General features: G+C 65.8%; 20 protein-coding genes. 8 read left to right on the top strand and 12 right to left on the bottom strand.

Features of this window, described 5'->3' with window-relative positions; genetic code table 11:
- The first annotated feature begins 6 nt into the window (after positions 1 to 6).
- The gene (locus EV641_RS15085) at positions 7 to 921 is read left to right on the top strand and encodes a DUF5926 family protein (RefSeq protein ID WP_132472701.1); all 915 of its coding nucleotides are present in this window, start codon (positions 7 to 9) and stop codon (positions 919 to 921) included.
- A 90-nt stretch (positions 922 to 1,011) separates the two neighbouring features.
- Here EV641_RS15085 and EV641_RS15080 read toward each other — a convergent pair whose 3' ends face one another.
- From EV641_RS15080 to EV641_RS15060, 5 genes are all read right to left on the bottom strand, one after another.
- A complete protein-coding gene (locus EV641_RS15080; protein WP_132472699.1) occupies positions 1,012 to 1,566 on the bottom strand; it encodes a ferritin in 555 nt (184 codons plus the stop codon).
- A gap of 108 nt (positions 1,567 to 1,674) precedes the next feature.
- Positions 1,675 to 2,280, bottom strand: coding sequence for a ferritin-like domain-containing protein (locus EV641_RS15075; RefSeq protein WP_132472697.1), 606 nt, complete (start codon positions 2,278 to 2,280; stop codon positions 1,675 to 1,677).
- Between the two features lie 31 nt (positions 2,281 to 2,311).
- On the bottom strand, positions 2,312 to 3,556 hold the full coding sequence (locus tag EV641_RS15070; RefSeq protein ID WP_241997260.1) for an LCP family protein: 1,245 nt from the start codon (positions 3,554 to 3,556) through the stop codon (positions 2,312 to 2,314).
- Positions 3,557 to 3,701: 145 nt separating this feature from the next.
- Positions 3,702 to 4,508, bottom strand: a complete 807-nt coding sequence (locus tag EV641_RS15065) for a CPBP family intramembrane glutamic endopeptidase (protein ID WP_132472695.1) — start codon at positions 4,506 to 4,508, stop codon at positions 3,702 to 3,704.
- A 43-nt stretch (positions 4,509 to 4,551) separates the two neighbouring features.
- The gene (locus EV641_RS15060) at positions 4,552 to 5,319 is read right to left on the bottom strand and encodes a DUF2470 domain-containing protein (protein ID WP_054720552.1); all 768 of its coding nucleotides are present in this window, start codon (positions 5,317 to 5,319) and stop codon (positions 4,552 to 4,554) included.
- A gap of 86 nt (positions 5,320 to 5,405) precedes the next feature.
- Here EV641_RS15060 and EV641_RS15055 point away from each other — a divergent pair, with 86 nt between their 5' ends.
- The 3 genes from EV641_RS15055 to EV641_RS15045 are packed head-to-tail and all read left to right on the top strand — an operon-like array spanning position 5,406 to position 7,736.
- The gene (locus tag EV641_RS15055) at positions 5,406 to 6,107 is read left to right on the top strand and encodes a hypothetical protein (RefSeq protein WP_241997244.1); all 702 of its coding nucleotides are present in this window, start codon (positions 5,406 to 5,408) and stop codon (positions 6,105 to 6,107) included.
- Positions 6,108 to 6,162: 55 nt separating this feature from the next.
- Complete coding sequence (gene pheA / locus EV641_RS15050; RefSeq protein WP_132472825.1) at positions 6,163 to 7,077, top strand: prephenate dehydratase; 915 nt, start codon at positions 6,163 to 6,165, stop codon at positions 7,075 to 7,077.
- Positions 7,074 to 7,736: a histidine phosphatase family protein gene (locus EV641_RS15045; RefSeq protein ID WP_199233263.1), complete on the top strand. Its 663-nt coding sequence runs from the start codon at positions 7,074 to 7,076 to the stop codon at positions 7,734 to 7,736. The genes pheA and EV641_RS15045 overlap by 4 nt, the downstream gene beginning before the upstream one ends.
- 74 nt (positions 7,737 to 7,810) lie before the next feature.
- Here the strand turns inward: EV641_RS15045 and EV641_RS15040 are convergent, their stop codons facing one another.
- Both EV641_RS15040 and EV641_RS15035 read right to left on the bottom strand, forming a co-directional pair.
- Positions 7,811 to 8,014, bottom strand: coding sequence for a cold-shock protein (locus EV641_RS15040; protein ID WP_132472693.1), 204 nt, complete (start codon positions 8,012 to 8,014; stop codon positions 7,811 to 7,813).
- A gap of 141 nt (positions 8,015 to 8,155) precedes the next feature.
- The gene (locus EV641_RS15035) at positions 8,156 to 8,740 is read right to left on the bottom strand and encodes a TetR family transcriptional regulator (protein WP_241997243.1); all 585 of its coding nucleotides are present in this window, start codon (positions 8,738 to 8,740) and stop codon (positions 8,156 to 8,158) included.
- Positions 8,741 to 8,894: 154 nt separating this feature from the next.
- Between EV641_RS15035 and EV641_RS15030 the strand changes: the two genes are divergently transcribed.
- The 3 genes from EV641_RS15030 (at position 8,895) to EV641_RS15020 (ending at position 11,338) form a co-directional block, all read left to right on the top strand.
- Positions 8,895 to 9,137 carry a ferredoxin gene (locus EV641_RS15030; RefSeq protein WP_054716182.1) on the top strand — a complete coding sequence of 81 codons (243 nt, stop codon included), beginning with the start codon at positions 8,895 to 8,897 and terminating at the stop codon, positions 9,135 to 9,137.
- Between the two features lie 4 nt (positions 9,138 to 9,141).
- The gene (locus EV641_RS15025) at positions 9,142 to 10,425 is read left to right on the top strand and encodes a cytochrome P450 (RefSeq protein ID WP_132472689.1); all 1,284 of its coding nucleotides are present in this window, start codon (positions 9,142 to 9,144) and stop codon (positions 10,423 to 10,425) included.
- A gap of 73 nt (positions 10,426 to 10,498) precedes the next feature.
- The gene (locus tag EV641_RS15020) at positions 10,499 to 11,338 is read left to right on the top strand and encodes a mycofactocin-coupled SDR family oxidoreductase (protein WP_054716179.1); all 840 of its coding nucleotides are present in this window, start codon (positions 10,499 to 10,501) and stop codon (positions 11,336 to 11,338) included.
- Between the two features lie 151 nt (positions 11,339 to 11,489).
- Here the strand turns inward: EV641_RS15020 and EV641_RS15015 are convergent, their stop codons facing one another.
- Complete coding sequence (locus EV641_RS15015) at positions 11,490 to 12,155, bottom strand: FadR/GntR family transcriptional regulator (protein WP_054716178.1); 666 nt, start codon at positions 12,153 to 12,155, stop codon at positions 11,490 to 11,492.
- An 11-nt stretch (positions 12,156 to 12,166) separates the two neighbouring features.
- Between EV641_RS15015 and EV641_RS15010 the strand changes: the two genes are divergently transcribed.
- Positions 12,167 to 13,402: an MFS transporter gene (locus EV641_RS15010; RefSeq protein WP_054716175.1), complete on the top strand. Its 1,236-nt coding sequence runs from the start codon at positions 12,167 to 12,169 to the stop codon at positions 13,400 to 13,402.
- A 13-nt stretch (positions 13,403 to 13,415) separates the two neighbouring features.
- On the opposite strand, the gene EV641_RS15005 is transcribed toward EV641_RS15010, so the two are convergent.
- The 4 genes from EV641_RS15005 to EV641_RS14990 are packed head-to-tail and all read right to left on the bottom strand — an operon-like array spanning position 13,416 to position 17,908.
- Complete coding sequence (locus EV641_RS15005) at positions 13,416 to 15,230, bottom strand: sugar phosphate isomerase/epimerase and 4-hydroxyphenylpyruvate domain-containing protein (RefSeq protein WP_241997242.1); 1,815 nt, start codon at positions 15,228 to 15,230, stop codon at positions 13,416 to 13,418.
- Positions 15,230 to 16,096, bottom strand: coding sequence for a shikimate dehydrogenase (locus tag EV641_RS15000; RefSeq protein WP_132472687.1), 867 nt, complete (start codon positions 16,094 to 16,096; stop codon positions 15,230 to 15,232). The genes EV641_RS15005 and EV641_RS15000 overlap by 1 nt, the downstream gene beginning before the upstream one ends.
- A complete protein-coding gene (gene aroQ / locus EV641_RS14995) occupies positions 16,083 to 16,553 on the bottom strand; it encodes a type II 3-dehydroquinate dehydratase (RefSeq protein ID WP_132472685.1) in 471 nt (156 codons plus the stop codon). Before aroQ ends, EV641_RS15000 begins: the two co-directional genes overlap by 14 nt.
- Complete coding sequence (locus EV641_RS14990) at positions 16,550 to 17,908, bottom strand: MFS transporter (protein ID WP_132472683.1); 1,359 nt, start codon at positions 17,906 to 17,908, stop codon at positions 16,550 to 16,552. The genes aroQ and EV641_RS14990 overlap by 4 nt, the downstream gene beginning before the upstream one ends.

Raw genomic sequence — 17,908 nt, 5'->3', positions numbered from 1 at the left:
TGCGCCGTGGCGAAGAAGAGCAAGAGAAACAGCGGACCCAAACCCGGCAGCAATCGCGCCGCGAAGCTCGAGCAGCGCAGGCTGGAACGGGAAGCGTCGTCCGGCGCGTCGTCCCGGCCGTTCGAGGGCCTTGCCCTCGAACTCGATCTCGTGGCGTTGCGGGAGTTCGTGCCGTCTGCACTCGTCGATCTTCCGGTCGCGGGTGGCGGACGCCGGGTGGTCGGCGCGACCATCCTCCCGGGCGGTGTCGCGGCACTTGCGCGTGAGGAAGGCGACGAGGTCGTCGGGTACGTCGGGCTGCAGTTGGCGACGTTCGGTCCCGACCCTGCGGGCGAACTCGGCGCGGCAGTCGAGTGGGCCCTCACCGCGGAGCCCGGGACGTCGTTGAAGGTGGCAGAGCCCACCGAGGATTCCCCGCGCCTGCAGGATCTGCTCGGTGCCGACGAGCTTCCGTCGATCACCGTGCACCAGGATTTCCAGTGGTGGATCCCGGAAGGTGTCGAAGCCGCTCCCGATGTCGCGCAGACGCTGCAGCAGGCCAACGCTGCCGTGATGCCCTCGGCGCGTCTCGACGGTGACGCACTCGTCGCGGCGTGGTGGGTCGACACGGGAGAGAAGGCACACCTGCGCTGGATTCGTCCCGAGGACGAGGATGCGCTGATGACGGCCCTGTCGCGGGTGCACGCCGCCGGTGGACTGCATCTGGGTGAGGGCTCGAGGTTTGCGGGTTCGTTCCGCACGCACGGCCTGCTGGTGCCCGTGTTCGACCTCGATCGTGAGAAGCATCCCGACGAATGGGTCGCGGCGACGCTCGAGCTCGACGCCCGGCTCGGTGCAGCGCTGGCCGACGAGTCGCCGCTCACCGTCGCCGAGCGAGGCTCACGCGACGGCCTGCGCAGCCGCCAGGTCACGCTGCGCTGATCGCAGCCCCTCCAGTACGACCAGAGGCCGCATTCACACAGTCGACACTGTATGAATGCGGCCTTCCGGGGCTAACGGCAGCGGGGCTGGCTAGATGCTGCCGCCGGCGGCCAACGGAGCATTGACGCTGGACGGACGGTCCTTCGAGTTCAGCTCGCGTGCGACGAAGTCTTCGAGGTTGAAGAGGTTCTCGCCTGCACGATCGGCGACGGTGAGCAGCGTGGTGACGGTCGCGACCTCTTCGACCTGTTCCTGGAGGAACCACTGCATGAACTGCTCGCCCAGGTAGTCGCCTTCCTCGCGCGCAGTGCGGGCGAGCTCGACGATCTGCTCGGTGACGGCCTTCTCCTGCTCGAGGGCCAGTGCGATGGGCTCGCGAGCACTCTCGAACATCGACTGCGCGGCGTCCACACCGGTGAGATCGACGGCGATGTCGCGGTCCAGGAAGTACTGGACGATCATCATGGCGTGATTGCGTTCTTCGACGGCCTGCGCGTAGAAGTGCTTCGCGAGCTGCGGCAGATCGGCATTGTCGTAGAAGATCGCGGTGGCGATGTACTGATGCGATGCATTGAATTCGTTGCGAATCTGGTCGTGCAGAAGCGAATGGAATTTGGTCGTGCGAGATTCGCCCATTGTTGTCATGCCGACGACGTTAATGCAGGTCAGGGATTATTTCATCCAAGCATTGGCTAGACTCATTTCTCGGAGTATTGCCTAAGCTGGGCTATTTCAGGATTGGCTATCCCAAGATCATTCAGCGCGATCGGGCACTGAATTCGACGATATGCCCTCGGCCCTTGCGCGAGAAATCCAGACCGTCCCCGAGGGTGGTGGAGGGGCGCCCACCTTCTCGGGCGCCCCGGCGAGTTCACGTTCCACGAACGTCTCGAGCCTGAACAGATTGCCGCCCGCTCGGCGAGCTGTCGTCACCAGGGAGTTCATCCTCGCAACCTCGTCCACCTGCTCCTGCAGGAACCACTGCCCGAACTGTTCTCCCAGGTAGTCGCCCTCTTCACGGGCTGTTCGGGTGAGTTCGGCGATGTCGTCGGTGAGCCGGTTCTCGTTCTCGAGTGCGAGCGCGAGCGGTGCGTGCACGTCGGTGAATCCCGAGACGGCAGCGCCGACCGCGGGCAATTCCACCGACATATTCCGGTCGACGAAGTAGCGGATCACCATCAGCGCATTGCGACGTTTCTCCTCCGCCCGAGAGTAGAAATGGGCAGCCAGATGAGCCAGATCGCGGTGGTCGAAATAGACGGCGATCGCCACGTGCTGGTACGACACGTCGAAGAAATTCCCGATTTCGCTGTGCAACAGGGTGTGAAACCCTGTCGAGAGTTTCGTGACTGTGCCCATGATCACAGGTTAGACGGTCGTCGGAAATCGGTCATGGTGCGGGCGCGAGAAGGTCTACGGGGATCTGCTGGTCCTGTTCGAGTGCCCCGAAGAACTGGATCGCCCGCTCGCGATCCCACAGAAGTACGTTGCCGACTCCGTAGACGTCCTCGAACCCGCCGACGGGCACAGTGGCCGTCACCGTCTCACCGCGCATCGCCCACGCGAGCCGACCGAGGTTCCACAGGTGATCGCCTTCGTCGACGCGCACCGAGCCTGCAGCGCCCGATACGAGCGGCCACAGCCGGAACGGATTGAGGAAGGTGGTGGGGCTGGTCGCCTTACCCAGCAACGCCGACATGAACAGCCGCTGGTTGTTCATCCGGTCGAGGTCTGCGAGCGGGGTGGCGCGGGTGCGCACGAATCCGAGCGACTGCGCGCCGTTCAATTCCTGGCAGCCCGCCTCGAGTTGCAGGCCCGCGAGCGGATCGTCGATCGGATACGGGACACAGATGTCGACACCGCCGACCGCATCGACGATCGACGCGAATCCACTGAAGCCGATCTCGGTGTAGTGATCGATGTGGATACCCGTCGCTCCTTCGACCGTCTGGACGAGCAGCTGTGGCCCACCGAGCGCGAACGAGGCGTTCAGTTTGTCCTGTCCGAAACCGGGCACCGGGACGTACGAGTCGCGGGGCAGGCTCACCATCGTGGTCGCGCCACCCCCGCTGGGGACGTGGACGAGCAGGATCGTGTCGGTTCGATCGGGGCCGACGTCGCCGCCGGTCGCGAGTTCCTGTTCTTGTTCGGGCGTCAGCCCGATGCGGCTGTCGGAGCCCACCAACAGGAAATTGGTTCCGGGGGTGTCGCCGATACGGCCCTCGTAGTCGGCGAGCGCATCGATCCGGTCGAGTTTGCCGTCGAAGTAGACGACACCCGCGACCGCAGCGACGAGAAGGACGGCAAGCAGCGCGCCCACGCGACGCAGGGTGCGCCGAGCACCGCCGGGGCGTCGGCGCCGCGGTTCGGGTTCGGCGACCGGCGGGGGACGGCGCCGCGGAGGAGCAGGCGGCGGTGCGGTCGCGGCACGTCGCTTGTCGACGAACGGCTCGGGTTGCTGCCGCGGCTGGTGCTGCAGTTGCGGCGGTGGCTGCCGACGCTGTGGTGGTTGCTGTGACGGCGGCTGTTGCCGAGGCGGCGGCTGCCTGCGGGGAGGTGCCGGCGCGGCGCGCTGCTCGGAACCGGGTGCCTGCGACCACGCCCGCGGCGGCGCGGCAGGGTTGCGCCGGATCACCTGATTGCCTTCCGGAGAGGGAGGCGCGGCGGGTGGTGGGACGGGTCGGCGCATCGGCGGTTGCCGACGCGGCGGCGGCCCCTGTGGTGGGCGCGGCCGGTTCCGGGGATCGGGTTGGTCGCCGTTCACCCGGACAACTGTACGTTCACGACAACCAGGAGACGTGCCCCCGCAATGCCTGGTACCCGATGAACGCGACGCAGTCGATCAGCGCGTGTGCGATCACGAGGGGCCACAGTTTCGAGGTGCGTTGCCAGTACCGGCCGAACACCAGGCCCATGATGACGTTGCCGAATCCGCCGCCGAGGCCCTGGTAGAGGTGGTAACTGCCGCGGAGCAGTGCCGACGCCAGCAGCGATCCGTTCTCCGACCACCCGAGCTGCCGCAGGCGAGTGATCAGATACGCGACCACCAGTATTTCTTCTGCACCCGAGTTGGCGATGGCCCACAGCACTTCCGTGGGCAGGCGCCACCAGTAGTCGGCGAGGATGCTCGGCGCCACGTTGAGATTGAGTCCGGCGGCGCGTGCCACGAGGTACAGCCCGAGGCCCGGCAGCCCGATGAGCGCGGCGAGCCCGGCGCCCGGAAGCCAGTCGCGGCGCAGCAGTGGACGCGCGAAGCCGATGATCTTCGGTCCGTGGCCGCTGCGCCACAGAAGATAGAGGCCGAGTGCGGCCCACGCGAGCAGGCGGACGATGCCGAGGAGTTGTCGCGCGAGGTCGATGAACTCCTGAGACGACCGCGGCGCATTCAGCGCGACTGTTTGATCGGACAGCGGCTCCGGTGCGAGGGCGGCTTCCAGCAACGACAAGATCGACGACAGGCCGCTGAGCCCGAAGGTGACGAGCAGGACGATCGCAATTTCGATCCACAACGCCCGGCGTTCGGCAGCATCGAGTGGCGTGCCGGGATTCTGCCGGGGTGGAGTGAGCCAGGCGCGGATCGTCGTCACGGGAGCGATTGTGCCCGAACGCGCTGCAAAGCCGGCCGCGTGTTCAGTGCGCGGCGCGCATCCCGTTCATGAACGGGCATCCGACCAGCAGACGCAGCGCTCTGCTGAGCCCGTTCGGCTCGTCGACAGGTTCCTGGAAGGGGATGCGGACGTCATGGTCACCCTCGCCGGATTCGATGCGCAGGCGCAGTCCGTACCGGTCGAGGCCGAGGGGGCGGATCCGGCCGGTGCGTGCAGACGGCGGGATTCGCCGCGCGATGCGGGCGAGGATGTCCGCGTGATCCTGCTCGAGGTGCTCGAGCCACGCGGTTTCGTAGGTGGCGAAGGGGTCGGGGGCGGCGTCGAAGACATCCGGGAGGTCGACGGATTCGGCTCCGGTGGTGTCTGCAGCGACCACGGACGTGAGTCGGAGGACGAGTAGCTCGGAGTTGTGGCCGACGTCGAGGAGTTCGGGGTGCGGAAGGGTCTCGGCGACCTCGGCAGCGACCTGTCGCGGTTCGTCGACGGGGAACAGGTTCCCGCTGAGCCAGATCAGCGACCGGACGGGGTTGCGCAGATTCAGGGGTGAGTGGTCGGTCAGTTCGAGCATCGCGGGCAGGCCTGCCGCTCCGGACTGCCAGGCGAGTGCCACCGCCGCGGTCTCGGCCGGTACGACGATCGCGATGTCGCCGTCTTCCTGCAGGAAGTGGACGGTCGTCTGGATCGGATCGCAGCCGTCGATCGCCAGATAGGTGGTATCCGCCCGGATGAGAGCGGTGCGCACGCGTTCTGCCGTCGTCGGCGCCGGAATGTCGGTCGTGGTGGTCTGCATGCGAGGCCCTCCTTCTCATGTAGGTGAGGCAAACCTAAGTCATTGTGACGCTGGTCGCAAGGGCTACGCGCGTTAACCTGAACGACGTGTCGATCCCACTGCCCCTCGGAATGCCGCCCTCGCGGGAAGAGCCGCGTGGCCTGCTCGATGCGTTGTTCTCCCGGCGGTACGCGGACCTCGAGTCCGCGCTCGCGGCGTCCGGGCCGGAATCGGCAGCGCCGATCGTTCCCGCGAGCGAGATTGCGGAGGCACCCGGCCGCGATGTCGTAGTCGGGCTCGATGCCTCCGCCGAAGCGCCGTCACCCGCAGGGTGGCGACCCGTTCGTTACCAGCTCGACTGTGCGCGAGGTGACCTCGACGACGTGCTCGCGTTCACCGCTCCCGCGCCGCTGGCGGTCTACGTGCAGGTCGACGACCCAACCCTTGCCGACGCAGCGCTCGCCGACACAGCCCGTGCACTCACCGAAGCGGGGCACATCCCGGGGTTGCCGACCGGCCACACGCCGGGCGCCGTGGCAGATTTCCTCGCCGTGCTCGCACACGCCGACACCGGGTTCGTTGCTCGTGCAGAAACGGCCTCCGACGTGCTCGCACTGCTCTCCGGCACGGCGGCAGCGCTGAGCGGATCCGACGTCCGTGACGCCCTCACCGCACCCGACGTAGACCGCCTGGGCCGCTTGATCCCCGAGGCCACCGAAGCATTGCGCGAGATTCTGCTCGCTGTCGAGGTCGACGACACCGACGCGGTACTGGGCGGGCTACGAGAGATGGGTCTCACGTCGCGCTGAGACGGTTCACTTTTCCGACGCATCCCGGCAAGGGGCGATGCGTAATCTGGAAGCCGTGCCCCGTATCGCGTATTTCGGCCCGACCGGAACCTTCACCGAAATGGCCCTCGCCCGTTTCGAGGACCTCGGTGTCTTCGACGAGCCCGTCGTGCGTGTCGCCGCGGCCAGCCCGCCTGCCACGCTGCAGTTGCTGCGCGACGGTGCGGTGGACGCCGCGGTCGTTCCCATCGAGAGCTCCGTCGAAGGTTCGGTCCCCCCGACGATGGACGCGCTCTCGATGGGGCCTCGCTTGCAGATCGTGGCGGAGACCGAGCTCGACATCGCGTTCACTGTCGTGGTGCGCTCCGGGATGACATTCGACAAGATCGAGACCATCGGTGCCTACCCCGTGGCAGCCGCCCAGGTTCGGCAGTGGGTCAGCGACACGCTGCCCCACGCCACGATCGTGGCCGCATCCTCCAATGCGGGTGCTGCCGAGGACGTGGAGGCCGGCAAGGTCGACGCGGGCGTGTCGACCGCGCTCGCCGGTGAACGACTGGGCCTCGAAGTCTTCGCGGATGGCGTCGCGGATTTCGCCGGAGCCCGGACACGGTTCGTTCTCGTCACTCGTCCGGCGCCGGTGCCGAAGCGGACCGGCCGCGACCGCACGTCGGTGATCCTGCAGCTCCCCAACGAGCCAGGGTCGCTCGTCCGTGCGATGACGGAGTTCGCGACCCGCGGCATCGACCTGACCCGTATCGAGTCGCGGCCCACGCGAAAGGAATACGGCACCTATTTCTTCCACTTGGACTGTGTGGGGCATATCGACGACGCACTCGTTGCAGAAGCGCTCAAGGCACTTCACCGTTTCGCCCAGGTGCGGTTCCTCGGTTCGTGGGCGGCAGTGTCCGAACCGGGCGTTGCCCCGGTGTCGGACGAAGACGATGCACAGTGGCTGGAGCAGTTGCGGCGCGGAGAGGAAAGCAGTTGAACGGAAGATTGATCCTGGCCCGGCACGGCCAGACGGTGGCGAATGTCGAGAAGCGGCTCGACACGAAACTTCCCGGTGCGGAGTTGACGGAACTCGGTGTCACGCAGGCGAAGACACTCGGCAAGAACCTCATCGAGCGGGCGCCGACGCTGCTCGTGTCATCCGAGGCGATTCGCGCACGGCAGACCGCGCAGCATGCGCAGGACCCGGTGGGTCTGCAGGCGTCGGCGCGCGAGGGCCTGCACGAAGTGCAGGTCGGTGAACTCGAGGACCGCAACGACGAAGAGTCGCACGCGATGTTCGTGAAGGTCTACCAGTCGTGGCACGACGGCGACCTGCGTGCGAGGGTTCCTGGCGGCGAGACCGCATTCGACGTACTCGACCGATTCGTGCCTGTGCTCGACGAGCTGCGCGCCGACTACCTCGAGGCGGGATCAGGTGACATCGTCGTGGTCAGCCACGGCGCCGCGATCCGTCTGGTCGCGTCGTACCTCGGTAAGGTGCCCGGCGGTTTCGCGAGCGGCAACCACCTGGCCAACACCGACACTGTCGAACTCGTACCGGTCCCCGGTGGCGGATGGGAGTGTGTGCGGTGGGCGGCGGTCCACGCACCGTTCCACGACACCGCCCGTGCAGGAGCCGACGACCCGATGGGCTGAGCCGGAGCGCTGCGATCGTGATGAAAAACAGGGGGCCGCATCCAGTGGATGCGGCCCCCCTGACGTCACACTGGTCAGACAGTGCGGACGTTCGTGGCCTGCGGGCCCTTCTGACCCTGGCCGACCTCGAACTCCACGCGCTGATTCTCATCGAGCGACTTGAAACCGCTGCCCGCGATCTCGGAGAAATGGACGAAAACGTCGGGGGTTCCGTCGTCGGGCGCGATGAATCCGAAGCCCTTTTCGCCGTTGAACCACTTGACGATGCCCTGTGCCATACCGATACTCCCTACACACTCGATCCGGATCCTCACATCGAGGCTCCGATCTCGATGAAGTCATTCTCCCATCCCTGACGAGATCGCGGGACCCCGCACCGTGCTTCGGGCCGGCCGGGGGCCGATCGTGGAGGAAACGGCTCAGGTTTCGTCGCGGAGTTGCGCCTGATAGCCGGTGGTGAGCCAGAAGACGGTGCGATCGATTGTGGGCACGATGTCGGTGATCGGGATGAGACCCTCACGGCAGCGTCCTACCAGGCCGTATACGAGACTCGACAGGATTGTTTCCAGCTCTGTGACGAACTCCGGATCGACGTCGGACAGCACCGCCATGCCGATCGGCACGACGGGATCGAAGCCCCGCACCGTGAGGGACGCCCCACCTGGCGCGGCTCGCACCCGGAAGTACGCGAAGAGCATCGCGGGGTGCTTCTCCCAGGGCTCGAAGATGGCACGGATGACCCGCATCATCGCCGGGTGCAGGGGCTCGTCCGGGTCGCGGCTCCGCATGACGATTCCGGAGTGATTCGCCTGCATCCAATGTTCGATTGCCGCGAGAATCAATTCTTCGCGGGTGGAGTACCGCTTATAGATCGTCGTCAGAGACGTGCGCGCGCGCCGCGCGACCTCGCGCAGTTGGACGGCGTCGTAGCCCTCGTTGTCGAGTAGATCGACGACGGTGTCGAGCAGTCGGTCTCGAGTCGGGTCTGCGTCAGCCGTCACCACGGTGTTCTCCATTCCGAAAATGTTCTTGTCCTCTGAGGGTAACCGAGTTATCGTGGCGTCAGTAACGTCGTTACTCACCGTATCTGCGGTGACAGCCACATTGACAACGTTCCATCCTGCCGCTCGAACCCGAACTCACCCATGGGAGTGTCCTATGACGGGATCGCCCAAGCATCTGCACATCGATCGAGACATGTGCGAGGCGCACGCATTGTGTATCGAGATCGCTCCGGAGATTTTCGATCTTGCCGCCGACGACATCGCCACCTGCGAAGAGAATCCGCCGGAAGAGTTGTGGCCCCGAGCGCTGTCTGCCATCAGTGCGTGCCCGCGCCAGGCCATCCGTCTCGTCGAGACCCCGGCCCGCCTGCCACCTCGTTCACCGAAAGGTACGTAATCCGATGACCGATCTCGCCTCAGTCGACTACTTCACCGACGGAAACGTGGCCCAGAGCCCCTTCGAATACTTCGACCACCTCCGAGGCCGAAATCCGGTGTTCCGTGAACCGCACTACGGTGTCGTGGCCGTCACCGGGTATCAGGAGGTGATCGAAGCCTTCAAGAACAGCGAAGCGTTGTCGGCGGTCAATGCGATCGGCGGGCCGTTTCCACCGTTGCCGTTCGAGCCGGAGGGTGACGACATCACCGACCAGATCGAGGCGCACCGTCACCTGTTCCCGATCTTCGAGCACCTGGTCACGATGGACCCTCCGGATCACACCAAGGCCCGTGCGCTGCTCGGCCGGCTCCTCACTCCCAAACGACTGAAGGAGAACGAGGAGTACCTGTGGTCCCTGGCGGATGAGCAGTTCGACGAATTCGTCGACAACGGTCGCTGCGAGTTCCTCGGAGAGTTCGCCAAACCATTTGCAACACTGGCCATAACAGATCTACTCGGCGTCCCGGAGGGAGACCGCGACGAGTTCCGCCGGGCGCTCGGGGCGGGCGAGCGAGCCGGAACCCGGGTCGGCGCGCTCGATCACGAGCCCGTGGGGATCAACCCGCTGGAGTATCTGGATGACCGATTCAGCGGGTATCTCGCCGAACGGCGGCGAGAACCCCGCAATGACATCCTCAGTGGATTGGCGACGGCGACCTATCCGGACGGATCGACCCCCGAACTCATGGAAGTCGTGCGTCCCGCCACTTTCCTGTTCGCCGCTGGTCAGGAAACGGTGACGAAGCTTCTCAGCTCGGCGCTGCGAGTGCTCGCAGAACGGCCCGAGTATCAGCAGATCCTGCGGGAAGATCGTAGTCTCATCAAACCGTTCATGGAGGAGTCGCTCCGATTCGACAGTCCGACGAAGGTGGACTTCCGCCTCGCACGCAAGTCCACCAGAATCGGCGACGTCGACATTCCGGCGGGAACCATCGTGATGCTGGGACTTGCAGCGGCCAACCGTGATCCACGTAAGTTCGAGGATCCGAACGAGTTCCGGCTCGATCGCCGGAACGCCCACGATCACATCGCGTTCGGGCGCGGGCTGCACACATGTGCCGGTGCGCCGCTGGCCCGCATGGAGGGTCACGTCACTCTCCACCGCCTTCTCGATCGGATGAGCGACATCCGCATCAGCGAACGTGACCACGGACCGGCGGACAATCGCGTGTTCCTCTACGAGCCCACCTTCCTGCTGCGTGGTCTCGTAGAGCTGCACATCGAGTTCGAGCAGACCCCGAAGTAGCCGGATCCGGCAGAGACGGCTCGGAAAACACTGCATCGAGCAGTCGCTCGATGCGCGACGAGAGAGGTGGAACATGTCGGGCAGAGTTGAAGGAAAGGTCGCGCTCGTCACGGGGGCAGCGCGAGGTCAGGGACGCAGTCACGCCGTGCGCTTGGCACAGGAGGGCGCGGACATCATCGCACTCGATATCTGCGGCCCGATCAGGGACGACGCGCAGATCGCTCCGGCGACTCCCGAAGACCTGGCCGAAACCGTGGAACTGGTCAAGGGTTTCAACCGTCGGATCGTGACGGCGGAAGCGGACGTCCGCGATTTCGATGCGGTGAAGGTCGCGGTGGACAACGGCGTCGAACAGTTGGGCAGACTCGATGTGATCGTTGCCAACGCCGGGATCGGAACGGGTGGCATCCCCCTGCACGAGACCGACGAGGTCGACTGGCAGGAAATGCAGGACATCAACCTCTCGGGTGTGTGGAAGTCGGTGAAAGCCGGTGTACCCCACATTATCGAGGGCGGCGCAGGCGGATCGATCGTCCTGACGAGTTCAGTGGGAGGGTTGAAGGCCCATCCCAATATGGGGCCCTATATTGCGGCGAAACACGGCGTGGTCGGATTGATGCGCTCGTTCGCGGTCGAACTGGGACAGCACTTCATTCGGGTCAACACCGTTCACCCCACGAATGTGAATACACCGATGTTCATGAACGAGGGCGCGATGAAGATGTTCCGACCCGACCTCGAGAACCCGGGCCCGGAGGACATGAAGGTGGTTGCGCAGCTCATGCACGTGCTGCCGATCGGTTGGGTGGAGCCCGAGGACATCAGCAATGCGGTGTTGTTCCTGGCTTCCGACGAATCCCGTTACGTCACAGGACTCACCCTGTCGGTCGATGCGGGCAGTGCGCTGAAGTAGTGTCCGTCCCGGTGCCGGGCCCCTACTCCCGCCTGGGCGGAATGTCGGGCTCCGGCGCCGGCAATGGTGAACCTGAGTATCCGGAGCGACGAATTCCCGGGACGAGAGTTTTTCGTGGTACGAGCAGTAGTGGGTTGAACAGCAGGGGCGTTCACCCTATGAGTTCGACGAAGAGCGCTTGCGCGGCCTGAGTTGCCGCTTCCTCGTCGCCCTCGATCACCGCGGTCACCAGGGCGGTGTGCTCGTAGTGGAATCCTCGTCCGGTCGTGTGGACGTGCCGATCGACGGTCTGCCGGATCGACGGCAGCAGTGAATCGTAGAACTCGAGGTACACGGCGTTGTGGCTGGCTTCGACGATGGCCCGGTGGAGCGCGATGTCTGCTTCGACCGCGGCATCGGTGTCGGATTCGGCGAATCGGTTGTTGCGTTCGGCGAGCAGTTTCTCGAGGCGCGCGACATCGTCGGAGGTACGCCGGCGCGCCGCGAGGACGGCCGCGGTGACGTCGAGTGTCTGTCGCAGTTCCTGCACGTCGCGCTCGTGCGCGGTCGCGAAGTACTTGCCGAGGGTGCCGCCGATATCGGAGGTCGCGACGACGTAGGTACCCGAGCCTTGACGGCGTTCGAGGAGACCGGTGTGCACGAGTGCCTGTACGGCTTCGCGGACGGTGTTGCGACTCGTTCCGGTGAGCGCAGTCAGTTCCGGTTCAGTGGGGATGCGGTCTCCGACCGCCCAGCGACCGCGGCAGATCTCACTGCGTAGTTGTTCGGTGACCTGCGAGATCAGGCTCGCGCGTCGGACCGGTTGTCCCAAAGTCATCCTGTCATCCTATGATTTCTGGCGTGAGTCTTCTACGCGGCCGTCTTCTTGTCTTCTGTGCGATCGCGATGTCTGCGCTCGTGCTCCGGCTTGCCGTCACCTCATTCAGTCCGCTGGCAAGCCAGATTCGAGAGGACATCGGCTTCTCGCCGACGATCGTGGGTGTGTTCGGCATGGTGCCGACCGCCATGTTCGCGCTGTTCGGGATTGCCACGCCGTCCCTGGCCCGACGGTGGGGGCTCGAGCGGACCGCCCTGGTCGCGATGCTCATGGCCGGAGTCGGCATGGCGGCTCGGGCGTTCATGGACGAGACGTGGTCGCTGCTCGCGCTCTCCGCCCTGGCGCTCGGCGGGATGGGAATCGGCAATGTCGTCATTCCGCCGCTGGTGAAGCGGTATTTCTCCGACCGCCTGGCGTTGGTGAGTTCGGTGTACATCGTCGGCGTCCAGTTGGGAACCATCGCGCCGGCGTTTGCGGCGGTGCCGCTCGCCGATGCCTACGGGTGGCGCGTGTCGATCGGAATCTGGGCGGTCTTCGGTTTCGCTGCGGCAGTGCCCTGGATCGCAATTCTTGCCCGTCGGCGCGGGGCGGCCGCGGAGGAGCAGACCGGAGCGGCGCCGCAGGTGCACGGTCAGGTATGGCGATCGGCCGTGGGGTGGGGAATGGCCGGAATGTTCGGCATGACCTCGCTGGTCACCTACTCGATGTTCACCTGGATCCCCGACATCCTGGGTGATGCGGGTGCGAGCCCTGCTTTCGGTGGCGCGATGGTCGGATTGTTCTCGCTGATGGGCCTCGTCGGCGCATTCGGGGGCCCGACGATGTGCGCCCGGATGAACAACCCGTTCCCCGCGGTACTCGCGTGCGCGGCCTGCATGCTCGTCGGATTCGCCGGACTGTGGGTTGCGCCGATGAGCGTGCCCATCCTGTGGATCGTGCTGCTCGGCCTGGGGCCCAGTACCTTCCCGATGGCGCTGACCCTGATCAACCTGCGTACCCGCACCCAGGCCGGCTCCTCCGCTCTCTCAGGATTCACTCAGGGCGTGGGCTACGCCGTCGCGTGCACAGGCCCCCTCCTGTTCGGTGTCCTCCACGACGCCACGTCGGGATGGACGGCGTCGTTCGCTCTTCTGACTCTCGCGGTCGTCGTGCTGGTCACCGGTGGCTACCAGGCCTGCAGGCCGCGTGCTCTCGAAGACAGCTGGCACAAGGCGGATGCGCGCGAAGAAGACCTCGCTGCCCGCTGATGGTGGGGCGGTATCAGCGGGGAGCGGCCAGCCGGACGTGCGTGTTCGACGCGCCGTATCCGTCGTAACCGCAGCGCCGCTCGAGCAGTTCGACCTGGAACCCGCCGGGGACGGGCAGGGTGTAGGCGTGGAGCAGTTCGCCGTCGCCGACCCGGTCGTACAGCAGTCCGTGCTCGCGCAACGTGTCCAGCAGACCGGGCTCGAGAATGAATCGCGCGTCGAGGTCGACGTAGTAGTTCTCTGGGGGCGTCAGGAACTCGACACCCCGTGATCGCGCGCGGCGGACTTCGGCGACGACATCGGCCGTCGCGAATGCCAGCTGCGAGATACCGTGTCGCTGCGGAACATCCGGACCGGTCTCGGAGACGTTGAGTGCGACGCGAAGATTTCCCTTGCGTGCGCGCAGCGCGCGGATCCGTAACCGGCCCTGCGGCTGGATGTACTCCTCGGGAGCTTCCGGTTCGAGTCCGAACAGGGTGCGGAAGAACGACAGCTCCTGGTTGAGCTCGTCGGCGGGGACGGTCATGTCGACGTGGTCGAGACCGAGCCAGCCGTGCTCCTGCGCAGCGTCGGTGGACGGGACGAAATCGGTGCGCCAGTCGTCGGCGTCTCCGGGCTCCGAACTGACGAACACGTGCAACCCGGAGGGCGACGTGATGCCCGGCAGATCTGCTTCACCTGCCCCGCGCGTGCGGTCGACCGCGGGCCACAGCAGAGCGGCGGCGCGTTCCGCGACGTCGGACACGGGTGGTGCGACGAGCCCCAGGGCGGTGGCGGCCGGTCCCGGCGCGGGTTGCTCGTTGAGCACAACGTCGGCGCCACCGTTACTCCACCGGACCACCGGCTTGCTGCGATGCCGCCCCGCGATGTGGAAGCCCAGTCCGGTCAGCAGTTCGGCATAGGCGGAGCCGGCCGGTGCCGCCAACTCGACGAACGCGACATCGGTGCGCTGCGGTACGGGCGGAGCAGCGGAGATCTTTTCGCGGGCCGGTCCGGACAGGCGCTCACCGAGCTGATCTTCGAGGAAGACCAGCGATCGCATCGCGTCGCGCGCGGTCACGAACGGATCGGCCTCGCGCACCACGTCGCTGAAGATCTCCAGCGACACCGGGCCGGTGTATCCGGATTCGAGTACCGCGGCGACGACGCCGGCGACGTCCAGGGTGCCCTGGCCCGGGAAGCACCGGAAATGCCTGCTCCACTCGAGCACGTTCATGTCCAGCACGGGCGCATCCGCGACCTGCAGGAAACCGATCCGGTCGCCGGGGATACCGGCGAGTGCGGCGCCGTCGTCGCCCCTTGCCAGCATGTGGAACGTGTCGACGGCCAGGGTGATCGCCGGGTGGTCGGCTTGTTCGACGACCGCCCATGCCTGACCGACCCGATCGATGTGTCGTCCCCACGCCAGCGCTTCGAAGGCGACGGTGACACCGTAGGACGCGGCGAGGTCTCCGACGGCGTGCAGCTGCTCGGCCGACAGATCGGTGTCGTCGATGGCGTCGGGCAGAGCGTTGGAACATGCGAGGAACACGGTGGCCCCGAGTTCCGTCATCACCTCGAGCTTGCGTCGCACACGGTGCAGCACCGCGGGGAATCGTTCGGGAGCAACACCTTCGATGTCTCGTACCGGCTGGAACAGGTCGATCGACAGGCCGAGCTCGGAGCAGTGGGTAGCCACTTCGCGTGGTGAGAGCGGCGATGCGACGAGATCGTTGTCGAAGATCTCGATCCCGTCGAATCCTGCGGCGGCGATGGCCTCGAGCTTGTCGCTGAGCACGCCGGACAGTGAGACGGTTGCGATGCCCTTCCGTATGCGACTGTTGTGCATCAGCTGGTCAGCTCCTCGAAGTGCCGCACCATCCGCTCGGCGTCAGGGGCGCGGCCGGTGAAGTACTCGAACGCGCCGACCGCCTGGAACACCGCCATGCCACCGCCGGGCACGACGCGGCAGCCGCGCGAGCGCGCGAGCCGGATCAGTTCGGTCTCGAGCGGGAAGTAGACGACGTCGGAGACCCACAGGTCGTCGCGGACGAGATCGGCGGGCACAGGCAGTCCCGGGTGCCCGGTCATGCCCGTCGGGGTCGCGTTGACGAGACCTTGCGCGTCGCGCAGGGCTCCAGCGAGATCGTCTGTTGCGGAGACACGCTCGTCGCCGAATCGCTTTGCCAGCCGGGTCGCGCAGTCCTTCGCTTTCTGCGTGTCCGTATCGATGATCGACACGTGTGCGGATCCCTGGTCGAGGAGGGCGTAGCCTACTGCGGCTCCGGCGCCACCTGCGCCCACGAGCACGGCCGTGTCGGTGACGGCCTCGGGGAGCCGGCGGCGGAAAGCACGGCCCCAGCCGGACCAGTCTGTGTTGCGGCCGAGTGCTCTGCCATCGCGGAAGACGACGGTATTGACCGCGCCGAGATCGCGGGCGTCGTCGGAGAGTTCGTCGAGTAGTGGGATCACGCGCTGTTTGAACGGGTGAGTGATGTTGAGTCCGTCGAATCCGAAATACTTTGCCCAGGAGAGTATTTCTGTAAGGTCATCGGCGCCGAACCCGATCTTTTCGGCGTCGAGCCGCCGGTAGGTCAGATTGAATCCGGATTCGAGGCCTTCCCGTTCCTGCATGGCTGGGGTGAGCGACCCGCTGATTCCGGCACCCACGAGACCGAGTACGAACGAGGTGCGATCGGTGTTATCGGTGGACACGGTGGATCTCCCGGTTGATGTCGAGCGAGGCAAGGCGGCGGATGGCGAATTCGTAGCCGGAAGCGCCGCAGCCGGCGATGACGGCCTGCGCGACCGGTGTGACGTACGAGTGGTGCCGGAAGGGTTCGCGTGCATGGACGTTGGTCAGATGGACCTCGATGATCGGCGCGGCTACGGTGACCAGCGCATCGTGTAGTGCAGCCGAAGTGTGGGTGTACGCGCCGGCGTTGACGACGAACCCGGAGGTGGTCTCGCGCACCTCGTGGACGAAGTCGATCAGGTCGCCTTCGTGGTTGGACTGCCGGAAGTCGAGGTCGTAACCGAGTTCGTCGGCGACCCGTGCGCAGAGCGCTTCGACATCGGCGAGGGTGGCGGTGCCGTAGAGCGCGGGTTCGCGCTTGCCCAGCAGATTGAGATTGGGTCCGTTGAGCACTGTGAAGGTGGGGCGGCCGGTCATCCTGCGACTCCGGCCGGGACGCGGGTGACCTCGTCGGTGGTGTGGGTTTGCCCGAGGTCGCGAGTGAGCACCTTGTGGGTGGCCTTCGGGCCGGACAGGACTGCGATCAGCGAGATCAGTACGGCACCGAATGCGAACAGTGCTACGCGGTACCAGTTGTCGGCGTTGCCGCCCATCAGGGCACCGGCGATGGCGGGGGTGAATCCGGCGAGGGCGAACCCGAACTGAGTTCCGATGGCCATCCCGGAGAGCCGGACGCTGGTGGGGAAGTACTCGGCGTATGTCGAGGGCCAGCAGGCGTTCGGCATGCTGTAGATGATGCCGGCCAACAGGATGCCGGTGATCAGCACGAGCGCGACATTGCCGGTGGAGATCGACCACAAGAATACGGTCACCATTACGGCGGTTCCGATCAGGCCGGAGACGAACACGGGTTTGCGGCCGACCCGGTCGGACAGTGAGGCCCAGAGCGGGATCGTGCCCACCGCGATGACGTTGGCGACGATCGCGAGCCACAGCATGGTGGTCGAACTGATGCCGATGCCGTATTCGTCGGAGGTCGCGAAGTTCAGAGCGAAGACCTGGAAGACAGTGTTGACCATTGCGATGAACGAGGCGAAGAAGACGCGCAGTACACCGCGCCAGTGATGGCGGAACAGCAGTGCGAGCGGAGCGGGCGGCACCTCGGCACTCTTCTTCTCGGCGTGGAATTCGGGGGTTTCGTCGAGGGAACGGCGGATGATGAACCCGACGACCAGGAGCGCGGCGCTGATCCAGAACGGGATTCGCCAGCCCCATGAATGCAGCTGTTCGTCCGACAGCAGTGCGATGACAGGCAGGAACACCAGTGGTGCGAGGACCTGGCCGCCCTGGGTGCCGCTGAGTGTCCAGCTGGTGAAGAAGCCGCGCCGGTCGTCAGGAGCATGCTCGAACGACATCGAGTTGGCGCCGGCCTGCTCGCCCGCGGCCGACAGACCCTGGAGGAGTCGGAGCGTGACGAGAAGGATCGGCGCGAGCATGCCGACCTTGTCGTAGCTCGGGAGACAGCCGATGAGGAAGGTCGAGACGCCCATCAGCAGGAGCGTGCCGATGAGGATCTGCTTGCGGCCGAATCGGTCGCCGATGTGGCCCATCAGGAACGAGCCGAACGGTCGGGCGACGTATGCAACACCGAAGGTGGCGAGGGACGCGACGGTGGCGACGGCCTGGTTGCCTTCGGGGAAGAAGATGGTGGGGAAGACGAGTGCGGCGGCTGTGCCGTAGATCGCGAGGTCGTAGTACTCGAGAGCACTGCCACTCCACGCTGCCAACGCCGCCTTGCGCGGCGTGCGCTGCACGGTGGTCGTTTCTGCCAT

The organism is Rhodococcus sp. SMB37, assembly GCF_004345605.1.
Classification (GTDB): Bacteria; Actinomycetota; Actinomycetes; order Mycobacteriales; family Mycobacteriaceae; genus Rhodococcus.
This window is presented reverse-complemented; position numbering and strand designations above follow the sequence as displayed.

What these genes read in the sequence shown, in the direction of transcription:
- EV641_RS15080 (WP_132472699.1), bottom strand. Translation starts at nt 1,566, where the DNA reads ATGACAACAATGGGCGAATCTCGCACGACCAAATTCCATTCGCTTCTG.
- EV641_RS15075 (WP_132472697.1), bottom strand. Translation starts at nt 2,280, where the DNA reads ATGGGCACAGTCACGAAACTCTCGACAGGGTTTCACACCCTGTTGCAC.
- EV641_RS15060 (WP_054720552.1), bottom strand. Translation starts at nt 5,319, where the DNA reads ATGCAGACCACCACGACCGACATTCCGGCGCCGACGACGGCAGAACGC.
- EV641_RS15040 (WP_132472693.1), bottom strand. Translation starts at nt 8,014, where the DNA reads ATGGCACAGGGCATCGTCAAGTGGTTCAACGGCGAAAAGGGCTTCGGA.
- EV641_RS15030 (WP_054716182.1), top strand. Translation starts at nt 8,895, where the DNA reads ATGACGGGATCGCCCAAGCATCTGCACATCGATCGAGACATGTGCGAG.
- EV641_RS15025 (WP_132472689.1), top strand. Translation starts at nt 9,142, where the DNA reads ATGACCGATCTCGCCTCAGTCGACTACTTCACCGACGGAAACGTGGCC.
- EV641_RS15020 (WP_054716179.1), top strand. Translation starts at nt 10,499, where the DNA reads ATGTCGGGCAGAGTTGAAGGAAAGGTCGCGCTCGTCACGGGGGCAGCG.
- EV641_RS15015 (WP_054716178.1), bottom strand. Translation starts at nt 12,155, where the DNA reads ATGACTTTGGGACAACCGGTCCGACGCGCGAGCCTGATCTCGCAGGTC.
- EV641_RS15010 (WP_054716175.1), top strand. Translation starts at nt 12,167, where the DNA reads ATGATTTCTGGCGTGAGTCTTCTACGCGGCCGTCTTCTTGTCTTCTGT.
- EV641_RS15005 (WP_241997242.1), bottom strand. Translation starts at nt 15,230, where the DNA reads ATGCACAACAGTCGCATACGGAAGGGCATCGCAACCGTCTCACTGTCC.
- aroQ (WP_132472685.1), bottom strand. Translation starts at nt 16,553, where the DNA reads ATGACCGGCCGCCCCACCTTCACAGTGCTCAACGGACCCAATCTCAAT.
- EV641_RS14990 (WP_132472683.1), bottom strand. Translation starts at nt 17,908, where the DNA reads ATGGCAGAAACGACCACCGTGCAGCGCACGCCGCGCAAGGCGGCGTTG.